The organism is Kitasatospora sp. NBC_01250, from assembly GCF_036226465.1.
Classification (GTDB): Bacteria; Actinomycetota; Actinomycetes; order Streptomycetales; family Streptomycetaceae; genus Kitasatospora.
Map to the genome: position 1 here is coordinate 189,679 of NZ_CP108476.1, position 19,940 is coordinate 209,618.

The window sequence follows — 19,940 nt, forward strand, 5'->3', positions numbered from 1 at the left end:
CTGACCCCCCTTCGTTTCGGGTGGAACCTGACGTCCAAAGTCAGGGGTGCAGCAGTGGCAGCAGAGCCCTCGACCAAGAACGGATGGCTCGTCAACGGAGCACCGGCCCCGCGACGCAGCAAGAGTCGTCCAACCTGAACAGCCCCACAGAAGATGAGAGGGAATCCCGATGAGCACACTCCCAGGAAAGACCGTGATGATTACGGGCGCCAACGTCGGGATCGGCAAGGACGTGGCCCGCCAACTGGCTCTGCGACCGGAGACGGCCCGCATCTACTTGGCATGCCGCAACCGAGATCGGGCGACAACGGCAAAGGCCGAGCTCGAAGCCGCTACCGGTCGGCGCATCTTTGACATCGTCGTCATGGATGTCGCCGATCCGGGCTCGGTCCGAGCCGGCCTTGCGGCCATCGACGGATCCGTCGACGCGTTGGTCATGAACGCTGGTGTCATTGGCCCGCAGTCGATGGAGTTGACCGCCGACGGGGTCACCAAGGTGTTCGCGACAAATGTTCTCGGCCACGTCGTCCTCCTCGAAGGGCTCTTGGCCGAAGGGCGGCTTGGCGAGGTCGCGGTCCTCGCCGGAAGTGAAGCAGCCAGGGGACTTCCGATGTTGCGGATGAAACGGCCGTCCTTTGCCTCAACCTCTGCCGATGAACTCGCCACCGTCATCGACGGCAGATTCTTCGCCGACGGAAAGACTGACTTCAACCTCGCCTTCGGGCAGGCCAAGTACATCGGGGCCCTATGGATGGCCTACCTGGCCCGCCAACACCCCGACCGCCGCTTCATCACCGTGAGCCCCGGCGCCACCACCGGCACCCAAGCCTCCAACGACATTGCCCTACCGCTGCGTATGGCGGCCAAGTACGTCATGCCCGCCCTAGGGAGTGTTCTGAGTTCGGATCATGATGCGGGTCTCAGGCTGCGGAGCCAGATGACGGCACCGCACAGGTGCAGGCCGGCTTCGTAGCTGGCCGGGGTCTTGTCGTAGCGGGTCGCTAGGCCCCGCCAGTTCTTGATCTTGTTGATGGCGCGCTCGACGGTGTTGCGGTCGCGGTAGAGGTCCGCGTCGTGGCTGACGGGCCGTCCGCCGCTACTGCCCTTCTTCTTGCGGTTGGCGGCCTGGTCGTCCTTCTCCGGGATCACCGCCTTGATGCGGCGTCTGCGCAGGTAGGTGCGGGTACCGCGGGCGGAGTACGCCTTGTCGGCGGAGACCGCGTCGGGGCGGGTGCGGGGCCGGCCGACCGGGCCGCGGACCTTGATCTTGTCCATGACGGCGGCGAACTGCGGATTGTCCGCGCTCTGGCCCGGCGTGACCACGAAGGACAGCGGACGGCAGCGCCGCTCGGCCGCCAGATGGGTCTTCGTGGTCAGCCCGCCCCGCGAACGCCCCAGCGCGGCTGCCTTGAGCCGCGCCCGGCGGCGCCGACGCATGCGGCGCTTTCCTTCCCGCGCGGCCTCGTCCGCAGCACTGCCCTGGTCGGCTACCGGCCCGGTTTGTCCCTTCGCAGGATCCCCTTTTCCTCAGCGACTGCCTTCTCCAACTCCTCCAGCAACTCGGCGTCCACGACCATCCCGGCCGCGTGGTGGTGCGCTCGGGCGACGGTGGAGTCCACGCTGACCAGCGACAAGTCGACCTGGCCGCGCGCGGCGGCCTCAGCGATCATCCCGTCCATCAGGGCCTGGAAGACGCCCTTGAGCGCCCAGGAGTGGAACTGGCCGTAGATCGTGGACCAGTTGCCGTACCGCTCGGGGACGTCCCGCCAGGGACTGCCCACCCGGAACCGCCACATGATCGCATCGAACTGCCGCCGCAGGTCCGGGATCGGCCCTGTCGCCGCCATCGGCAGAAACGGCTCGACCAGCTCCCACTCACCGTCCGTCAGATCTCCGCGTGTCATGGCCTTCTTCTACCAGCAGCAGCACCGCCGAAGCACCCGAATCCACGAACTCATGATCCGAATTCAGAACAGTCCCTAGGGATCTCCCACAAGCTTGAGGTCGGCGCGAAGCGACTGGTCGACGGTGTCACCGACCCGACCCTGTCCAGCGGCGTGTTCTACGCCAGCGCGGCCAACAAGCTGAAGGGCCCCTTGGTCGACCAAGCGGACATCTTCCCTGACCTGGCCAACCCGTCGTTTCAGGACCACGCCAACGAGGCCATCCACCGCTTCATCATCTAGTGCCCCGCCAGGTGGGGGTGGCTTCGCTGGTGGGTCGGCGGGTCATGAGGTTGATCATGGACGCGGCCGAGGGGCCCGGCGCGCGGGTCGCGTGCTGGGTCCCTCGGGGGTGACCCGCTGGGGGTCGCTGGTCGGGTGATCAGTAGTTGTGGTGGACCTGCCAGTAGGCCCAGGCCTGGTTGGGGCTGCCGTAGCGGCTGTTCATGTAGTCGTAGGTCCACTTGATCTGGGTGGAGGCGTTGGTCTGCCAGTCGGCGCCGGCGGAGGCCATCTTGTTGCCCGGCAGGGCCTGGCCCAGGCCGTAGGCGCCCGAGGAGGGGTTGGTGGCGGTGATGTTCCAGCCGCTCTCGTGGGAGACGATCTGGTCGAAGGAGGCCAGCTGGTCGGCGGGGACGATGCTGGCGGCGATCTGCTGCGGGGTGGCGGCAGAGGCGGCGGTGGGGGCCACGGCGGCGCCGATGGCGACGATGCCGGCGGCGGAGGCGAGCAGGGCGGCGGACTTGCGCATGCGGGTGGAGATCACGGGCATGTGGAGTTCGACCTCAGATCACTTGGGCACCTGTCCCGTGGCTCGGCGGACCCGGTGGGGCCCGGCGGGCGGGTGTCGGTGCCGGGGCGGTCGCTCTCACAGTGAGCGACCGCCGGACGGGAGTGCGGCAGCGGATCGAACCGCCGCCGCAGCTGGCGACTCAGCCATTGTTAGCGGGCCGGTCGGCCGGCTCCAAGGGGTGCCCGCTACGACGGTGCGTCGTAGCGGTGCCGGGTGAACGCGCCGGTGGGGCGCGGGCGGCTGGGTGTCGTTCGGGCGGTTAAACCTGGTCGGGCGCGGCTTTTTGGGCGATTTGCAACGTTTTGACCTGCGGAAACGGTGCGGACCAGGCCGCAGGCACGGGAGCGCGGCCATGACGATGTCCGGCCCGGCGGGCCCGGTGGACGGGAGTGGTGAACGGTCTACGAGGAAGGGTAGGAGGTGCCCCCAGCGCGTGAGGACCATCACGGCCCACCCCCGTCCGGCACCCGCCCCAAGGGGACCCAGCTCACATCATGGTGACTGTCGGCAACCGCTCGATGGCGGCGGCCCGTGTCCGGCCGCGGTCCGGTTGGCGATGGACGCGGCTGCCGGCGGCCCGGAGCGGCAGGGCACCGTGGGCGCCGGGACGGGCGCCTTGAACGGCGGCGGGAGTATCGTGGAATTCAGCCTGCAGGGCGAGCGAGGGAGTTCGACCGGATGGTCCTGAGCGATGGGCGGAGGCTCCGCGCGGGACGTTGGTCGACGGTCGGGCTGAGAGGCCGGAAGGTCTGTGAGACCGGAAGGCGACCTCCACCACCTGATCCGGACAATGCCGGCGAAGGGAGCCCACCTTGCAGGTTCTCCTCTGCCCGCACGGTACCGATGCGAGGCGCACGACCATTGACCAGGGCACCGGAGCCACCGCGCGGGCCTGGTGATCGGTAGGGCCACATCCGCTGGAGTGGCGTACCGACGGCTCCTCGGTAATCCGGTTCCGGGGCGGGCCGTGGACGCGACCTGGTGGCCGTGCCCCGCGGCGGCACGCCTGCGGCTGACGCGGCCCGTCGCGGGTCCCAGGCATCCCGGTATCAGCGAGGATGACCGCTGCTGCCTGGTGGAACCGGAAGGAGGCCCGTCGGCTGAACCGGTGCGGGCACGGCGGCACCACCGGCGGTGCCGTGCGGTCGGCCGATGGCCGCTTCGCCGCGCGGGCGGCCGATGATGGGCCGAGACGGCTGCCAGTCGTAGGAGTTCGGGTCGAAGGCGTGGAGCCGGCGACGGAGTCGGCGGGTGGACCAGGGCCAGCAGAAGGTGTTCCGGCCGGGTGTGCCGAAGTAGTAGCCGGAGTCGTCGTCCGCGTACACGGTCGACTTCAGGGCTTCCTGCACGGCGTGGTTGTACGTGTCGGCCACCTCCGGGCGCACATCGAGCGCCGTGTGGTTGCCCGCACGCAGGTGGGTGAGTGCGTCGGTGAGATAGCGCAGTTGAGCCTCCAGGACGGCGGGGACGGCGCTGGTGCCGCTGAGGATGTTCGGCCCGAGGAGGAGGAAGAGATTGGGGTACCCACTGACGCTGGTCCCGAGGTAGGCGTCGCGACCACTGCGCCACGTGTCGGCAAGGCTCCGACCGTTGCTGCCGTACAGGTGTGGGGCGATGGCCAGTTCGCCGATGTGGAAGCCGGTGGCCAGAACGACGATGTCCGCGCCGACCCGTCGAGCGTCCGCGCCCACGACGTCGTTCCCGTCGATGTGGGTGGCCCGGGTGGGGTGCAAGTGAACGTTGGACTGGCTGACAGCCTGGTAGTAGGTGTCGGAGGTCAGCATGCGACGCGCGCCGAGCCGGTGGTCGGGCGTGAGGGCCTGGCGCAGGACGGGGTCGGGGACACAGCGGCGCCGGTACTGGCGCGCCATGGCTTCCAGCGGCGGCAGAAGCCGCGGGTGGCGCATGGCAAAGCCGATGGCCTCCTGAGTCCCTGCGTGTGCGGCGCGGGCGGCGCGGCGCGCTGCGGGCCGGCGCAGCAGGAGCCGGCGCAGGCCTCCCGGGAGGGCGTAGTCCGGCTTGGGGAGCACCCAGGGGGCGGTGCTCTGGAAGATGTCGACGCGGGCGGCGTGGCGCTGGAGGGCGGGCAGGAACTGCACGGTGGAGGCGGCGTTGCCGATGACAGCGATGCGGCGGCCGGACAGGTCCGCGGTGTGGTCCCAGCGGGCGGAGTGGAAGACGGTGCCGGGGAAGTCCGCGAGACCGGTCAACTCGGGGTAACGGGGCCGGTTCCAGGGGCCGGTGGCCATGACGAGGACACGGGCGGCATACCCGCCCGCGGAGGTGGCCAGCAGCCAGCGGCCGCTCGTCCGGTCCCAACGCGCTCCGTGCACTTCGACGTTGTAGCGGACCGACCGGTCGGTGCCGGTCTCGGCGGTGGTGGCGCGGAGGTAGGCGAGGATCTCCGGCTGGGTGGCGAAGGTTCGCTTCCAGGGGCCAGGCGCGAACGAGTACTCGTACAGCAGTGACGGCACGTCACACCCGCACCCCGGGTAGGTGTTGTCGCGCCAAGTGCCGCCGAGCCGGTCGGACTTCTCCAGTACAACGACGTCCTCGAAGCCCGAGCGGCGCAGCGTGACAGCGGCGGCCAGCCCTGACAGGCCTGCGCCGACGACGACCACCTCCGCCTCGTGCCGGAACTCGGGCACAGCAGCGTCGAACACGTCCCTCTCCCCCCGTAGCGATCAGCACACAGAACGTAGCAGTGCCGGGAACCGGACCCGGCCGACTGCCGGTCCCCTCGGGGGTGATTCACCACTACGGGTGAAGAGCGAGAGGCTTGCACGGCGAACTGCCGGCGAACTGCTCGTCGTCGGCGTGCAGGTGGCCGCATCCGGATGCCGAGAATGGTCTGCCACCACGTTCCTGCCGCACACCAGAGGTCAGGTGGAGAACAGCCGCCAGCGTCCCTCGGAGACAATCTCGACGACCCCGTCGCTCACCTTGATGGCGGTGTCGTCGTCGATCGCGTACGCCGGGTTCGAGAGGCCTGCCGCCCAGGTCTCCGCATCGGCCATGGTGTTCTCCGGCAGGGCCGGGTGGTCCAGATGCGGGAAGATCGAGAAGTCGACAACCCCCAGCGTGCCGTCACTCCCGGTGGGCGACTGCCACCCCACGAAGTCCGCCCCGATCCGGGGAGTCATCACCATGCTCCCCGCGCTGAGCCCCACCCAGACCAACTCGCGCAGCGACGGCAGCAGGTCCGCCAGCCCGGACTGCCGCATCCAGTGACACAGGTACAGCGCATCGCCACCGTTCACCAGCAGCACGTCCGCCTCCTGGACCCAGGGCACCCAGCGCTCGGCACCGATGCTGGGCAGCGCCGTGAGCTCCAGCACGCCCAGCGACTTCCACCCCAACTCGCACATCGGGGTGGAGGATTGCCCGGTGATGAAGCGCCAGGCCCCGGCCGGGCTGCCGGCGGGGTGCCCGTAGCCCGCGGTGGGGATGCACAGGGCGTTGGACTCGGCGATCGGTTTGCCCAGGAGATCGACCAACGCGTCATGGATGCTCGCGTTCTTGACGCCCGCGGAAGTGAGAAGAAGCTTCATGGTGCCTCCAAGCTTGACTGCTCCCCCTCCGAAGAGCGGGGATTCCGCCTCGTCCGGGAGAGATCCAACCCGATTCGCCCTACGGCTCCCCGAAGACTCTCACGCACCTCTGACAGCCCGGGCTGCCCGTCACTGCCGGACCGCACGCACCAGCCAGCGGGCACGGCCCCTGACGGCCCGGCGCCGGCCGGAGGGCCCTGGCCAGGAGGCCCCGACCGAGCGTCACCTCGCTACGACGCGGAGCAGCGCAAGCCTCCTCACGGCCTCTCCAGCAGCACCGAGCACCTTTTCGAGCTCCGGCCCGCGCCCCGGGAATCCAGGTCATGACAGCCGGATCATCACCCTCGACCTCGGCGTGCTGATCTACTTCATCCACCACATCGCCACCATGATCCAGCTGCCGCAGGTCATCGCCATGATCGCCGACGACCTGGCCTCGGCCATCGAGGCCCAGAGCGGCACCGACCAGCTCCCGTCGGCGCGCTCCGGCTGCGGTCCCGACACCGACGACCTGCTCCGCCGGATCGGCGACTCGGGGACGGTCATCCCGACCCCGGCCACCGGCTACCTGCAGTTCCTCAAGCACGACGAGCTGGTCCGGCTCGCCACGACGGCGGACGCAGTGCTCCACCTCCCGTACCGACCGGGGCACTTCCTGGTCCAGGGGCAACCGCTGGCCGTGGTCTGGCCGCCCGCCGCCGCGCCCCGCCTGGCCGCCCAACTGTCCGGGTCCAGGTGACCGGCCCCTACCGCGCCCTGACCCAGGACGTCTCCTTCGGCTTCGACCAGCTGGTGGAGATCGCCATCCGCGCCCTGTCCCCCGCCGTCAACGACACGTTCACGGCACTGACCTGCATCGACTGGCTGAGCCACTGCCTGTGCCGGATCACCCACGGCTGGCACCCGCAACGCGTCCACCGCGACGGCTCCGGCCGGATCCGCGTCATCGCCTGTCAGGCGGACTACGACCGCCTGGTCCAACGCGCCTTCGAGAAGATCCGCCAGTGCTCGGCCGGCATGCCGGCCGTGATGATCCGCCAACTGGACGCACTGTGCCGCGTCATGGAGCAGACCACGATCCCCCGCCGCCGCCAGGTCCTGGCCGACCAGGGCGCCATGATCTGGCGCGCCTGCGAGGCGTCCGTACCCGAGCCGGCCGATCGTGAGGACGTCCTGCGCCGCTACACGGCCCTGCTCGCACTCCACCAGGCGTCGGACGTACGGACGGAGGCGGCGTAGGCGCCGAGAGCGCCGCAGGGCGAGAGTGCGCTGCCGTGGGGCGCGCCGGTTCGCTGGCGCGCCTACCCGACGCCGAGTCGGCATCCGACTAGAGTTCGCATACAGCCGATCGTCGCATGTGCGTCACCTCCTGTGCCGGTGGCGGAGCCTCCGTATCCCGTGCACGGCTACTGGAACACACTGCGCTTCCTCCCGGGGCGCTCGTTTCGCACCGCGCCTGCGCCCGCCTCCCCGAAGAAGGATCGCCCCTCTTGCGCACACTCGCCCGTATCAGGTCTGCCGCGACAGCCGCCTCGGCAGCCCTCGTGATCGTCCTCGCCGTCCCCGGGCCGGCTCACGCGGCCACCACGATCACGCAGGACAGCCTCGCACCGACCAGCGCCTCGCCCGGGATCTCCACCACCGCCACCCTGAAGGTGCATTCGACCAGTTGCACCACGGTGCAACAACTCGGGATCGCCGTACGCGACTCGGCCGGGCGCAATTTCGACTTCCCGAACTCGCTCAGCAACGTGACCATCTGCCCGTCCGGGTTCACGTACACCTCGGGCGCACGCACCTTCCTCGCCGGCACCTACACGGAGTTCGGCTACTACCTGGACAGCACCGGCTACCACAACCTGTCCTCGCAGTCCCTGACGGTGGCTCCGCCATCGGGGGCTCCCTCGAACCCGGCCCAGGGAAAGACCCTCACCTTCGACGAGGAGTTCAACCAGCCCATCGCCTACGGAACACGCTGGATCCGCACCACCACCAGCGCCTACCAGTACGGGAACCACAACCCGAACGACGACAAACTCGACTGGCTGCAGCAGTCCGCGGTGAACGTCGCAGGCGGGGTCGCCACCTTCACCGCCCAGCCCGGCTCCCACACCCTGGAGAACGGCAAGCGGGCGTGGGACACCGGGCTGCTCACCACCGAGGGCTCGTCCGAGGGATTCCAGGTCCGGACGAACGACTACATCGAGACCCGGGTCCAGATGCCCTCCGGCCTGGGCGCCTGGCCCGCGCTGTGGAGCTGGCGCAACGGGGACACCGAGGTCGACAAGTACGAGTACCACCCCGACAACCCCAACCTGCTGGAACTGACCAACCACATCAAGAACTCCCAGGACTACTACACCGACGCCGCCGGGGTCGCCCCCGGCGACTGGGTGGTGATCGGGCTGGTCTACGGCGCGAGCTCGGTCGACTGGTACGTGAACGGCGTCAAGGTCTTCTCCGACAACACCGGCGTAGGCACGTCGTTCTCCGCCTACCTCATCCTGAACCTGTCGGTGGACGCCGGGACCTACCACCCCGCGCCGCAGAACACCACACCGATCACATCGGCCGCCGACTACGTGCGCGTGTACCGCTGAGCGCACCCCCTCAAGGCGGCGGGCCCGGTACTGCCCGCAGCAGCACGCACACACCCCCAGCTGAAATCTCCGACAGGAAGGTGATGTCCATGACCCGCGCTCCACACCCGCGCCGACAGCCGGCACTGTGGGCGGTCGCCGCCGCATGCGCGGTCGGCGCAACACCGGCCCTGGCCGCCACACCCTCCAACTCGCACTACTCCGTGGTCAGCGTCACCGCCCCACCCACTTCCCCGGGCGGGACGACGACCGTCAACGTCCTCGTCGTCAACAACGGCCCCGACACCAGCGCATCGCCCCACAGCGTGCGGATCACCCTGCCCGGCGGCGCCACCACCCCAGGCGCAACCTTCCCCTCGACCTGCACGACCAGCGCCCAGGGCACCGTCGTCACCTGCACATTCCCCCCAGGCCTGCGCGCGTTGCGAACGGCCACCGTCCTGCTTCCGGTGCGGATCGCGACGACGGCCGCCCCGCACAGCCAGCTGACCGGCGGCTGGGTCCACCTCAGCAGCGCCGACGACGCCATCAGCCCTCTGCGCGACGTGGAATTCGACATCGTCACCCCGTGACACCAGATCCCCCACAGGAATCCCACCGCACCGGACACGCGCACCGGGCACCAGCACCCGCTGCGAAGACCAACGTTCGCGGCCGCGGGCACGAACCACCCATACATCGGATGTGTCGGACAAGAGCCCCAGGGATACCCCAGGGAATCCGGCGCCTGTCCGCCCCGAAGGCGGATAACATGGGACCTCTTACGAGGTGGTCTAGTCTGCGGGCAGCGGAAGGGACCATATGACGTTGGAGGGTGGGGCCAGTGCCGGTCACTGACGAGGCGATCGAGAAGATCAAAGCGATGATCGTCGGCGGCGAGCTGTACCCCGGGGCCCGCCTGCCGAAGGAGGCCGACCTCGCCGAGCGGCTGGGTCTGTCCCGCAACTCGCTGCGCGAGGCGGTCAAGGCGCTCTCGCTGATCCGGGTGCTCGACGTGCGCCAGGGCGACGGCACCTACGTCACCAGCCTGGAACCCCACCTGCTTCTGGACGCGCTCGGCTTCGTGGTCGACTTCCACCAGGACGACACGGTGCTGGAATTCCTGGAGGTGCGCCGCATCCTGGAACCGGCCGCCGCCGCGATGGCCGCCACGGCGATGTCCGAGGAGGCCGTCGCCGAGCTGGCCCAGGTCCTGGAGCGCCTGCCCGCCGAGCCCTCGCTCGAGGAGTTGATCGCCAACGACCTGGAGTTCCACCGCCGGATCGCGGCCGGCGCCGGGAACACCGTGCTCTGCTCGCTGATCGAGGGCATCTCCGGTCCCACGGCCCGGGCCCGCGTCTGGCGCGGCATCACCGAGGAGGGCGCGGTCACCCGCACCACCGAGGAGCACCGCGCGATCTACACCGCGATCGCCGCCCGCCAGCCCGAGGTCGCCCGCTCCTGGGCGACGGTGCACGTCGCGGGAGTGGAGCAGTGGCTGCGGAACGCCCTGGAGTAGGAGGGGACCGCCAGTGGCGGCAGCACTGCCCCCACTCCCCCGTCAGTGCCCGGCGAGCCGGTAGACCCGGATCGCGTTGCCCGCGAAGAGGGCTTGCCGCTCGCCGGGGGCGAGGCCGGCGGTGAGCTCCTCGGTGACGGCCAGCACCCGGCTGTAGGGCGCCTCCAAGGTGGAGACCGGCCAGTCGGAGCCGTACAGCAGGCGCTGCGGGCCGAAGGCCTCGACGGCGGTGTCGACGGCGGGCCGCAGGTCGTCGAGGGTCCAGCCGCCGCGGGTGGCCTCGGTGAGCAGGCCGGAGAGCTTGGCGACCGTGTTGGGCAGGGCGGCGAAGTCGCGCAGCCGGGTGGCCCAGGCTCCCAGGGCTCCGCTGGCGATCGGCGGTTTGCCCAGATGGTCGAGGACGAAGGTGAGTCCGGGCAGGGCGGCCGCGGCGGCGGTGGCGGCCCGCAGTTGCTCCGGCGTGACGACCAGGTCGTAGGCGAGCCCGGCGGCGGCGACGGCGAGCAGACCGCGCCGGACCTCGGGGCGCAGCAGCCAGTTCGGGTCCGGCTCCTCCTGTACTTGGTGACGGATACTCACCAGTCGCTCCCCACCGGGAAGTTCATGCAGCTCGGCGAGCCTGTCCGCGATGTCGGGGGCGGTCAGCTCCGTCCAGCCCACCACGCCCGCCACCAGCGCGTCCTCGGCGGCCAGTCTGAGCAGTTCGGGTGTCTCCTCGGGTACGCAGACGGTCTGCACGACCACGGCCGCACTCACCCCGGCCGCGCGGGCCTCGGGTGCCAGGTCGGCGAGGGAGAAGGAGCGCGCCAGCGGGGCCAGCGCCGGGCCCGAGATCCATGGCTGCGGACGGACTGCCAGGTCCCAGACGTGGTGGTGCGAGTCAACGATCTTGTGGTGCGTCACAGGTTCCACACCACCGGGAGTCCGGCCGAGGCGCCCTCGGCGGAGTAGTCGTGCACCACGTCCAGCAGGTCGCCCATCCGGGCCTGCCACGCGATGTTGACCGGCAGCTGCTCCAACTGCGCCAGCAGTCGGCCGTAGTCCTCGCAGTCCAGCAGGTGGAACAGCTCGGTGCCGCTGCGCCAGATGGTCCACGAGGAGACCCCGGCGGCCCGGATGGCGATGGCGAGTTCGGCGGGGACGGCGCGGTGAGCGGCCTCGTACTCCTCGATCCGGTCGGGGCGGACGCGGGTGTGCAGGGCGATTCTCATGACTGCTCCACCGACTGCTCCACGATGACGACGTCCAGGGTGCGCGGGCCGTGCACACCTTCGACGCGGTCGAGTTCGATGTCGCTGGTGGCCGACGGTCCGGAGATGAAGGTGAGGGGTCGGGCGGGGTCGAGCCGGGCGAGCGCGTCGGGCAGGTCGTCGGCGATCTGCTCGGCGCGGATCACGCACAGGTGGTAGTCGGGCACCAGGCTCAGCGCCCGCCGGCCCTGGCCGGGGCCCGCGTCCAGCACGATCGTGCCGGTCACCGCGATGCCGACGGCCGCCAGGGTCACCGAGCCGTCCAGCGCGTCCAGTTCCGGCACCGTCAGGGGTTCCGGCTGCCACTGCCGGCTCCCGCTCGGCAGCAGCTCGGCGGGGAACCCGGATGGCAGTGCCAGCCGGCTGACGCCGCGCTCGGTCAGCGCCCGGGCGATCACCGCGGGCACGTCCTCGGGGGCGGCCCGGTGAACGGTGGCCCGGTAGTCGGCGACCCGCTCGGCGAAGAGCTCCACCGGGTCCTGCCCCGGCTCCAGGTGGCTGCGCCGGTACGCACGTTCCACCGCGACGTGCTCAGGTCCCTCCTCGGCGGGGACGTCGGCCAGCGCGCCCCGGATCCGGGCCAGGACGGTCTCACGGCTGCTCACGGCGTTCCCTCTCGGTTCTTGCGCCACCAGGTCCGGAACGACTCGGCCGGGGGCGCGGGGCTGTCGCGGGTGTCGGACCAGCCGTGCAGCGGTCCGGGCAGCCGGCCGATCCTGCCCTCGCGGGCCAGCACCCGCCCGCCGAGCGAGGCCGCCTTCTGCGCGGCGGAGAGCAGCCGGGGTGAGTCCAGCACGGTGGCGGCGGCCTTCATCGCGAGGGCTTCCGGGCTCAGCGCGTGGCGCTTGGCCTCGACCACCTCGGCTCTCAGGTGGGCCAGCACCTCGGGGATGTCGATCTTCACGGGGCAGGCGTCGTAGCAGGCCCCGCAGAGGGTGGAGGCGAACGGCAGTGAGGCGGCCTGCTCGACTCCTACCAGCTGCGGGGTGAGCACCGCGCCGATCGGCCCCGGGTAGACCGAGCCGTAGGCGTGGCCACCGGTGCGCTCGAAGACGGGGCAGACGTTCAGGCAGGCGGAGCAGCGGATGCAGGCCAGCACCTGCCGTCCGACGGTGTCGGCCAGGGTGTCGGTGCGTCCGTTGTCCAGCAGCACCAGGTGGAACTGCGACGGGCCGTCGCCTTCGGTCACCCCGGTCCAGGTCGAGGTGTACGGGTTCATCCGCTCGCCGGTGGAGGAACGCGGCAGCAGCTGCAGGAAGACCTCCAGGTCCGACCAGGTGGGGACGACCTTCTCGATGCCCATCACGGTGATCAGCGTCTCGGGCAGGCTCAGGCACATCCGCCCGTTCCCCTCCGACTCCACCACCGTGACCGTACCGGTGTCGGCCACCGCGAAGTTGGCGCCCGAGACGGCGACCTTGGCGGCCAGGAACTTCTTGCGCAGGTGGCGCCGGGCCGCCTCGGCGAGTTCGCGGGGATCGTCGCTCAGGCCCTCGGGGGCCGGCTCGCCCCAGTGCGCCATCTCGGCGGCGAACAGGTCGCGGATCTCGGTGCGGTTCTTGTGGATCGCCGGTACCAGGATGTGCGAGGGGCGGTCCTCGCCCAACTGCACGATCAGTTCGGCCAGATCGGTCTCGTAGGCGGTGATCCCTTCGCGCGCGAGCGCCTCGTTGAGGCCGATCTCCTGGGTGGCCATCGACTTGATCTTGACCACCTCGCGCTCTCCGGTGGCCTGAATGAGAGCGGCGACGATCCGGTTGGCCTCGGCGGCGTCGCCCGCCCAGTGCACGGATCCGCCGGCGGCGATGACCGCCTCCTCCAGCTGCAGCAGGTACCGGTCGAGGTGACGGGCCGTGCGGCGCTTGATCGCCTCGGCCGCGGTGCGCAGCTCCTCCCAGTCGTCGAGTTCCGCGGCGACGGCCAGGCGCTTGTCGCGGATGGTGGTGGTGGCGCGCCGCAGGTTGGTACGCAGCTGCTGGTCGGCGAGCGCGGTGCGGGCCGCCTCGGGAAAGGACGGCGAGCCGAGCCAGACCACACCGCGGTCGCTCATCGCTCCTCCCCTTCGGCGCCGGCCAGGATCTCGGCCAGGTGCATGGTCCGCACGCCGCTGCCCTGGCGGGAGAGGCCGCCGCCGATGTGCATCAGACAGGAGTTGTCGGCGGCGCAGAGCACCTCGGCACCGCTCGCCAGCACCCCGGCCGCCTTGTCGGCGAGCATCGCGCTGGAGGTGTCGGCGTTCTTCACCGCGAAGGTGCCGCCGAAGCCGCAGCAGGAGTCGGCGCTGGGCAGTTCCACCAGGTCGAGGTCCTGGACCGCACGCAGCAGCCGCAGCGGCCGGTCGCCCAGGCGCAGGCCGCGCAGCGAGTGGCAGGTGGGGTGGTAGGCGACCTTGTGCGGGAACCGGGCGCCGACCTCGGTGACCTCGAGGACGTCGGTCAGGAACTCGGTGAACTCGTAGACCCTTGGGACGAGTTCGGCGACCTGCTGCTGCAGGGAGGCGGACCCGTACCGCTCGGCGAGCACCGGGTGGTTCTCCCGTACCATGCCGGCGCAGGAGGCCGAGGGGGTGACCACCGCGTCGTAGCCGGCGAAGGCGCGGGCGAGCCGGGTGACCAGCGGGACGGCGTCCGGCCGGTAGCCGGTGTTGAAGTGCATCTGACCGCAGCAGGTCTGCTCCTGCGGGAAGTCCACGGTGTGGCCCAGGCGTTCCAGCACGGTCAGGACCGCCCGGCCGGTGCCGGGGTAGAGGGTGTCGTTGAAGCAGGTGATGAACAGGGCGATGCGCACTCAGCTCGCCTCCTCGGGCATCGGTACACCGGGGGCCAGCAGGCCGTGCGCCTTCAGGTCCTGCCAGAGCGCTGCCGGCACGGTGAGCCGCAGCATGGCGGCGGCGTCGCTCACCTCTGCCGCGCTGCGGACGCCGACCAGCACGCCGGCGACCGCCGGGTGCCCGAAGGGGAAGCGCAGCGCGGCGGCGCGTAGCGGCACGCCGTGCCGCTCGCAGACGGCTTTGAAGCCCAGCGCCCGGGCCAGGACCTCCGGCGGAGCGGCGGTGTAGTCGAAGGTGGCACCGGGCCTGGGGTCCGCGAGCAGGCCGGAGTTGAAGACCCCGCCGACCACCACCGCCACCCGGTGCTCGGCGGCCAGCGGCAGCAGTTCGGCCAGTCCGCTCTGGTCCAGCAGGGTGTAGCGGCCGGCCAGCAGGACGGCGTCGATGTCGGTCTCGCGGACGAACCGGGCAGGGACGGCGGCCTGGTTCATGCCGACACCGATCGCGCCGACGACGCCTTCGGCACGTAGCCGCTCCAGCTCGGGGTAGGCATCGGTCAGGGCCTGCTCGACGTGGTCGTCCGGGTCGTGCAGGTAGACGAGGTCGATCCGGTCCAGGCCCAGGCGCTGCAGGCTGGCCTCGATCGAGCGGCGCACCCCGTCGGCGCTGAAGTCCCAGACCCGCCGGTGGGTCGCCGGCACGGCGAAGCCGTCGGCCAGGTCGTCCCCGGCCGGGGCGGGCAGCGGTTCCAGCAGTCGGCCGACCTTGGTGGAGATGGTGAACTCCGAGCGCGGCCGCCCGCGCAGCGCCGCTCCCAGCCGGCGCTCCGACAGGCCCAGCCCGTAGTGCGGTGCGGTGTCGAAGTACCGCACGCCCACCTCCCAAGCGGCCTGCAGCGCCTGTTCCGCCTGGGCGTCGGTGACCGGCGTGAACAGGTTGCCGATCGCGGCGGCGCCGAAGGCGAACGGGCCGACGTCGACCCGGCTGGATCCGAGCTTCATCGCGGCGGCTCCGGTCGCAGCCGCAGGCCGGCCATCCCGCCGTCCACCGCGAGCGCCGTTCCGGTGACGCTGCCGGCGGCCGGGGAGGCCAGGTAGGCGATCGCGGCGGCCACCTCCGGCGCGCTGACCAGCCGACCGGTGGGCTGACGGCCGTTCAGTGCGGCCCGCTCGGCTGCCGGGTCGGGCGCCGCGTCCAGCAGCCGGCCGACCCAGGGCGTGTCCACCGTACCGGGGTTGACGCAGTTCACCCGGATTCCCTCGCGCACGTGGTCGGCCGCCATCGCCAGGGTCAGCGAGAGGACGGCGCCCTTGCTCGCCGAGTACAGCGCGCGCTGCGGCAGACCGGCGGTGGCGGCGATCGAACAGGTGTTGACGATGGCCGCGTTGGCGGAGCGGCGCAGGTGCGGGAGGGCGGCGCGGGTGGTGCGGACCAGGCCGACCACGTTGATGTCCAGCACCTGGTGCCACTGCTCGTCCGGGTTGTCCGCCACGGTGCCGGCCGCGCCGATCCCCGCGTTGTTGACCAGGATGTCCAGGCCGCCCAGCGCGTCGACGGCCGCCTCGACGGCCGCGCGCACCGACGCGTCGTCACCGAGGTCGGCGGTGAAGCCGAGCAGCGGCGGCCGGGCGCCGCGCGGGTCGAGGTCGAGCACCGCCACCCGTGCGCCGCGCTCGCTCAGCAGCCGGGCCGTGGCCAGTCCGATGCCGGAGGCGCCGCCGGTGATCAGGGCGCGCAGACCTAACAGATCGTTCGTCATGCGCTGAGCTCCGTCTCGGTGAGCCGGTCGGCGGCCCAGAAGACGCCGTCGCGGTAGGTGTAGGTGTCGATGCTGGCCTGGTGCATGGTGGCGGAGAAACCGGGGGCGGTGGGCGCCTGGTAGTGGCCGTCGTGGATCACCACGGGGTCCACGAAGTGCTGGTGGAGATGGTCGACGTACTCGATGACGCGGTTCTCGGTGGTGCCGCAGAGCGCGACGTAGTCGAACATCGACAGGTGCTGGACCAGTTCGCACAGGCCCACGCCGCCGGCGTGCGGGCAGACGGGAACGCCGAACTTGGCGGCCAGCAGCAGGATGGCGAGGTTCTCGTTCACGCCGCCGACCCGGGCGGCATCCAGCTGGAGGACGTCGATGGCTCCGGCCTGGAGCAGCTGTTTGAAGACGACCCGGTTCTGGACGTGTTCGCCGGTGGCGACCTTGACCGGCTGGACGCCGCGACGGACGGCGGCGTGGCCGAGCACGTCGTCGGGGCTGGTGGGCTCCTCGATCCAGTACGGGTCGAACCCGGCCAGCGCGTTGGTCCACTCGATGGCCTGGGCGACGTTCCAGCGCTGGTTGGCGTCGATCGCCATCCGGATGTCCGGGCCGATCGCCGCGCGGGCGGTGCGGCAGCGGCGGATGTCGTCGGCCAGGTCGGCGCCGACCTTGAGCTTGATCTGGGTGAAGCCGGCGGCCACGGCCTCCTTGGCCAGGTGGGTCAGCTTCTCGTCGCTGTAGCCGAGCCAGCCGGGGGAGGTGGTGTAGCCGGGGTAGCCGCGCCGGCGCAGCTCGGCCTCGCGGTCGTCGGCGCCCTGCTTGCCCCGGCGCAGCAGATCCAGCGCCTCCTCGGGGGTCAGGGCGTCGCTGATGTAGCGGAAGTCGACCTGGGAGACCAGCCAGGCGGGGTCGGCGTCCGCGAGCAGCTGCCACAGCGGCTTTCCCTCGCATTTGGCCGCCAGATCCCACACGGCGTTGACGACGGCGCCGATCGCCATGTGCATCACGCCCTTCTCGGGCCCCAGCCAGCGCAGTTGGCTGTCGCCGATCAGGTCGCGGCTGAGCGATCCGGGGTCCGCGCACAGCTCGGCGACCGGACGTCCGACGATGTGCTCGCGCAGAGCGTCGATCGCGGCCACCTGGACGTCGTTGCCCCGGCCGATGGTGAAGGTGAAGCCGTGGCCCTCGTGGCCGCCCGCGGAGGTGCGCAGGACGACGTAGGCGGCGGAGTAGTCGGGGTCCGGGTTCATCGCGTCGGACCCGTCCAGCTCGCGCGAGGTGGGAAAACGGATGTCGTAGGTGTCGACGGCGGTGATCCGTGCGGTGTGGGCGGACAACTCGGTGCCTCTCAGGCGTTGGCGAAGGTCTGGCACTGGGTACCGAGAGCGTCGATGGACAGCTCGACGGTGTCGCCGTCGCGCAGGTACGGGGTGCCGGGCAGGCCCAGCGCGACTCCGGCCGGGGTGCCGGTGTTGATGACGTCGCCCGGGTTCAGCACCATGTACTGGCTCAGGTACCACACCAGGTAGGTGACGTCGAAGATCATGTTCTTGGTGTTGCCGTCCTGGCGTGCGGTGCCGTTGACGGCCAGGCGCAGGCCCAGCAGCTGCGGGTCGCCGGCCTCGTCGGGGGTGACCAGCCAGGGGCCCAGCGGGTTGAAGGTCTCGCAGGACTTGCCGAGATCCCACTGGGCGGAGAATTCGAGCTGGAACTCCCGCTCGGAGACGTCGTTGCTGATCGCGTAGCCGGCGATCACACCGGCTGCGTCGGCGGGGGATCCGAGGTATCGGGCCTTGCGGCCGATCACCACGGCGAGCTCCACCTCCCAGTCCGTCTTCACCGAGTTCCGGGGGATCAGCACCCGGTCGTAGGGGCCGACCACGGTGGCCGGGTCCTTCATGAAGACCACCGGGCGCGGCGGGATCGCGGCGCCGGTCTCCTCGGCGTGGTCGCGGTAGTTGAGCCCGACGCAGACCACCTTGCCCGGGCGGGCGACCGGGGCGCCGACGCGCAGCCCGGCCGGATCGAGCAGCGGCAGTGCCTCCTCGGCCAGCGCGCGCCGGACCCGCTCGATCCCGCCCGAAGCGAGGAACGCCCCGTCGATGTCGCCGGTCAGGCCCGACAGCGCGAACGTCCGGCCGTCCCCGGTCCGGACCGCAGGAGCCTCCGCTCCCGGATTTCCGAGCCGCAGCAGCCTCATCTCTCGTCTCCCGTCGTTCTGGAGGTGGGAACCTCCGCCATCGAGCGCAACCGAATACATCGGATCTCTGTGCTGCCGTCAGACCATACGAGCAGAGAGCCCGGGACTGCAAGAAGTCCTCCGATGACTCTTCTCGACTGAGCACGGCGTTCGACAACACCGCACCCCAGGTAGGACATTCGCATCTCACGGCACATGCTGGAAGCCTGGACATAACGGTTGAGAATCGTCAGAGGCCTTCTCTTGCCAGCCAGGTTGTCGGCTCATAGGGTCCTCGGTACCGTGATCCATCCGATGACTGCGGGAGACGCACACCGTCGCCCCAGCGGAGCGCCGCAGATCGACACCAGCCGCCCCTCTCGGAAGAGGGCCGAGGGGGGCGGTCACGTGTCGAACTCCGGAAACAAGCTCACCACAACGGCCGCCGGTTCCCGCGGTCTCGCACAACACCAGTCCCCACCCTGCCCCTTCGGGCACCCGGCATCCCAGCCAAGGAGATCAGCACCATGAAGCCTCGCGTCCCCACCAGAATCGCGGCGACCGCCGCCACCCTCGTCGTGCTGGCGGGGTTCGCCACGGCCTGCAACCGGAGCAGCAGCAGCGCCGCCGGCGGCAAACCGGCGATCGGGATCGACCTGCCGCGGGCCGACTCCGACTTCTGGAACTCCTACGCGCAGTACATCAAGTCCGACGTGTCCGACCAGGGCCTGCACGCGCTGCCGGTCAGCAACTCGCAGAACGACGTCACCAAGCTGGTCTCCAACGTTCAGGTGTTCGAGAGCACCGGCGCCAAGGCCGTGGTGATGGCCCCGCAGGACACCGGCGCGATCACCTCCACGCTGGACGCGCTCGCCGCCAAGAAGATCCCCGTGGTCAGCGTCGACACCCGCCCCGACAAGGGGCAGGTGTACATGGTGGTCCGCGCGGACAACAAGGCGTACGGCACCAAGGCCTGCGAGTTCCTGGGCAAGCAGCTCGGCGGTAAGGGCAAGGTCGCCGAACTCCAGGGCGCACTCGACTCGATCAACGGCCGCGACCGCTCGGAGGCCTTCGCCGCCTGCATGAAGAGCGAGTTCCCCGGCATCCAGGTGATCGAGCTGGCCACCGACTGGAAGGGCGACGTGGCCTCCGCCAAGCTGCAGTCCACGCTGGCCGCCAACCCCGACCTGAACGGCATCTACATGCAGGCCGGCGGCGTCTTCCTGCAGCCCACCCTCGCACTGCTGCAGCAGAAGGGCCTGCTCAAGCCGGTCGGGCAGCCCGGCCACATCGCGATCGTCTCCAACGACGGCATCCCGCAGGAGTTCGACGCGATCCGCAAGGGCCAGATCGACGCCACGATCTCCCAGCCGGCCGACCTGTACGCCAAGTACGCGCTCTTCTACGCCGAGGCCGCCGCCGAGGGCAAGACCTTCCAGGCCGGCCCCACCGACCACCAGTCCACCATCATCACGCTGCCCAACGGACTGGAGGACCAACTGCCCGCCCCGCTGATCACCAAGGACAACGTGGACGACAAGACCCTCTGGGCCAACAACATCGCTAAGTAGCCCGACCAGGTCATCCCATGCCCCCGGGT

20 protein-coding genes and 1 pseudogene are annotated in these 19,940 nt (G+C 70.5%); 8 read left to right on the forward strand and 13 right to left on the reverse strand.

Annotated elements, in window-relative coordinates; all coding sequences use genetic code 11:
* The first annotated feature begins 169 nt into the window (after nucleotides 1-169).
* Complete coding sequence (locus OG500_RS00945) at nucleotides 170-973, forward strand: SDR family NAD(P)-dependent oxidoreductase (protein ID WP_329575322.1); 804 nt, start codon at nucleotides 170-172, stop codon at nucleotides 971-973.
* Here OG500_RS00945 and OG500_RS00950 read toward each other — a convergent pair.
* A pseudogene (locus tag OG500_RS00950) lies at nucleotides 907-1,904 on the reverse strand (IS5 family transposase). The gene OG500_RS00945 and the pseudogene OG500_RS00950 sit on opposite strands and share 67 nt — an antisense overlap.
* A gap of 153 nt (nucleotides 1,905-2,057) precedes the next feature.
* Between OG500_RS00950 and OG500_RS00955 the strand changes: the two are divergent.
* Nucleotides 2,058-2,186, forward strand: a complete 129-nt coding sequence (locus OG500_RS00955; protein WP_329575324.1) for a hypothetical protein — start codon at nucleotides 2,058-2,060, stop codon at nucleotides 2,184-2,186.
* Nucleotides 2,187-2,325: 139 nt separating this feature from the next.
* Here OG500_RS00955 and OG500_RS00960 read toward each other — a convergent pair whose 3' ends face one another.
* From OG500_RS00960 to OG500_RS00970, 3 genes are all read right to left on the reverse strand, one after another.
* Nucleotides 2,326-2,715 (reverse strand): lytic transglycosylase domain-containing protein, encoded by a 390-nt coding sequence (locus OG500_RS00960; protein WP_327064403.1) that lies wholly within the window; start codon nucleotides 2,713-2,715, stop codon nucleotides 2,326-2,328.
* A gap of 1,070 nt (nucleotides 2,716-3,785) precedes the next feature.
* Nucleotides 3,786-5,399, reverse strand: a complete 1,614-nt coding sequence (locus tag OG500_RS00965) for a flavin-containing monooxygenase (RefSeq protein ID WP_327064405.1) — start codon at nucleotides 5,397-5,399, stop codon at nucleotides 3,786-3,788.
* A gap of 219 nt (nucleotides 5,400-5,618) precedes the next feature.
* Nucleotides 5,619-6,287: a Type 1 glutamine amidotransferase-like domain-containing protein gene (locus tag OG500_RS00970; protein ID WP_329575329.1), complete on the reverse strand. Its 669-nt coding sequence runs from the start codon at nucleotides 6,285-6,287 to the stop codon at nucleotides 5,619-5,621.
* On the opposite strand from OG500_RS00970, the gene OG500_RS00975 reads away from it, so the two are divergent.
* The 5 genes from OG500_RS00975 to OG500_RS00995 all read left to right on the forward strand — a co-directional run bounded on the left by OG500_RS00975 (nucleotide 6,286) and on the right by OG500_RS00995 (nucleotide 10,385).
* Nucleotides 6,286-7,026, forward strand: coding sequence for a DUF2254 family protein (locus OG500_RS00975; protein WP_329575331.1), 741 nt, complete (start codon nucleotides 6,286-6,288; stop codon nucleotides 7,024-7,026). The genes OG500_RS00970 and OG500_RS00975 overlap by 2 nt on opposite strands.
* Nucleotides 7,023-7,526, forward strand: a complete 504-nt coding sequence (locus tag OG500_RS00980; RefSeq protein ID WP_329575334.1) for a DUF2254 family protein — start codon at nucleotides 7,023-7,025, stop codon at nucleotides 7,524-7,526. Before OG500_RS00975 ends, OG500_RS00980 begins: the two co-directional genes overlap by 4 nt.
* Nucleotides 7,527-7,777: 251 nt before the next feature.
* Nucleotides 7,778-8,887: a glycoside hydrolase family 16 protein gene (locus OG500_RS00985; protein WP_329575336.1), complete on the forward strand. Its 1,110-nt coding sequence runs from the start codon at nucleotides 7,778-7,780 to the stop codon at nucleotides 8,885-8,887.
* 89 nt (nucleotides 8,888-8,976) lie between these two features.
* Entirely contained in the window at nucleotides 8,977-9,459 is a 483-nt protein-coding gene (locus OG500_RS00990) for a hypothetical protein (protein WP_327064409.1), read from the forward strand.
* Nucleotides 9,460-9,710: 251 nt separating this feature from the next.
* Nucleotides 9,711-10,385 (forward strand): FadR/GntR family transcriptional regulator, encoded by a 675-nt coding sequence (locus OG500_RS00995; protein ID WP_327064411.1) that lies wholly within the window; start codon nucleotides 9,711-9,713, stop codon nucleotides 10,383-10,385.
* A 42-nt stretch (nucleotides 10,386-10,427) separates the two neighbouring features.
* Here OG500_RS00995 and OG500_RS01000 read toward each other — a convergent pair whose 3' ends face one another.
* From OG500_RS01000 to OG500_RS01040, 9 genes are read right to left on the reverse strand one after another with little or no spacing between them, the layout of a single operon-like run.
* A complete protein-coding gene (locus OG500_RS01000) occupies nucleotides 10,428-11,288 on the reverse strand; it encodes an amidohydrolase family protein (protein ID WP_329575339.1) in 861 nt (286 codons plus the stop codon).
* On the reverse strand, nucleotides 11,285-11,596 hold the full coding sequence (locus tag OG500_RS01005) for an L-rhamnose mutarotase (RefSeq protein WP_327064414.1): 312 nt from the start codon (nucleotides 11,594-11,596) through the stop codon (nucleotides 11,285-11,287). Before OG500_RS01005 ends, OG500_RS01000 begins: the two co-directional genes overlap by 4 nt.
* Nucleotides 11,593-12,240: a LutC/YkgG family protein gene (locus OG500_RS01010; protein WP_329575342.1), complete on the reverse strand. Its 648-nt coding sequence runs from the start codon at nucleotides 12,238-12,240 to the stop codon at nucleotides 11,593-11,595. Before OG500_RS01010 ends, OG500_RS01005 begins: the two co-directional genes overlap by 4 nt.
* Nucleotides 12,237-13,685: a LutB/LldF family L-lactate oxidation iron-sulfur protein gene (locus tag OG500_RS01015; RefSeq protein WP_329575345.1), complete on the reverse strand. Its 1,449-nt coding sequence runs from the start codon at nucleotides 13,683-13,685 to the stop codon at nucleotides 12,237-12,239. The genes OG500_RS01010 and OG500_RS01015 overlap by 4 nt, the downstream gene beginning before the upstream one ends.
* Nucleotides 13,682-14,422: a (Fe-S)-binding protein gene (locus tag OG500_RS01020; RefSeq protein ID WP_329575348.1), complete on the reverse strand. Its 741-nt coding sequence runs from the start codon at nucleotides 14,420-14,422 to the stop codon at nucleotides 13,682-13,684. The genes OG500_RS01015 and OG500_RS01020 overlap by 4 nt, the downstream gene beginning before the upstream one ends.
* A complete protein-coding gene (locus tag OG500_RS01025; protein WP_329575350.1) occupies nucleotides 14,423-15,406 on the reverse strand; it encodes an aldo/keto reductase in 984 nt (327 codons plus the stop codon).
* Nucleotides 15,403-16,164 (reverse strand): SDR family NAD(P)-dependent oxidoreductase, encoded by a 762-nt coding sequence (locus tag OG500_RS01030; protein ID WP_329575353.1) that lies wholly within the window; start codon nucleotides 16,162-16,164, stop codon nucleotides 15,403-15,405. The genes OG500_RS01025 and OG500_RS01030 overlap by 4 nt, the downstream gene beginning before the upstream one ends.
* On the reverse strand, nucleotides 16,161-17,498 hold the full coding sequence (locus OG500_RS01035; RefSeq protein ID WP_329575357.1) for an L-fuconate dehydratase: 1,338 nt from the start codon (nucleotides 17,496-17,498) through the stop codon (nucleotides 16,161-16,163). Before OG500_RS01035 ends, OG500_RS01030 begins: the two co-directional genes overlap by 4 nt.
* Before the next feature lie 11 nt (nucleotides 17,499-17,509).
* A complete protein-coding gene (locus OG500_RS01040) occupies nucleotides 17,510-18,361 on the reverse strand; it encodes a fumarylacetoacetate hydrolase family protein (protein WP_329575360.1) in 852 nt (283 codons plus the stop codon).
* 506 nt (nucleotides 18,362-18,867) lie between these two features.
* Between OG500_RS01040 and OG500_RS01045 the strand changes: the two genes are divergently transcribed.
* Nucleotides 18,868-19,911 carry a sugar ABC transporter substrate-binding protein gene (locus tag OG500_RS01045; RefSeq protein WP_329575362.1) on the forward strand — a complete coding sequence of 348 codons (1,044 nt, stop codon included), beginning with the start codon at nucleotides 18,868-18,870 and terminating at the stop codon, nucleotides 19,909-19,911.
* Nucleotides 19,912-19,940: the final 29 nt, after the last annotated feature.